Origin of the sequence: Acinetobacter sp. USHLN143, from assembly GCF_037145695.1 — a bacterium.
Classification (GTDB): Bacteria; Pseudomonadota; Gammaproteobacteria; order Pseudomonadales; family Moraxellaceae; genus Acinetobacter; species Acinetobacter fasciculus.
Genome location: NZ_JBBCWZ010000331.1, coordinates 1 through 223 on the forward strand (window position 1 = coordinate 1; position 223 = coordinate 223).

At 47.1% G+C, this 223-nt stretch carries 1 protein-coding gene; it reads left to right on the plus strand.

The window, feature by feature from the left end:
- The coding region (locus WFH18_RS18255) for an IS66 family transposase zinc-finger binding domain-containing protein (RefSeq protein ID WP_336755467.1) at nucleotides 1-223 on the plus strand (223 nt) is incomplete at both ends.

A 223-nucleotide genomic window follows, 5' to 3' on the forward strand; every position in this document is an offset into this window, starting at 1 on the left:
TAAAACCAATGCAGCGACACAGAAAGCCAAAACCAATAAACCTAAACGTCGACCACTGCCAGATCATCTACACACCATCCGTATTGAGCATGAACCTGCATCAACCCAATGTGCTTGTGGCTGCCAACTCCGTCGTATCGGCGAAGATGTCAGTGAAAAACTGCATTTCAGACCGGCACAGTTCTATAAGGAACAGCATGTGCGTGGTAAATGGGTCTGTGAT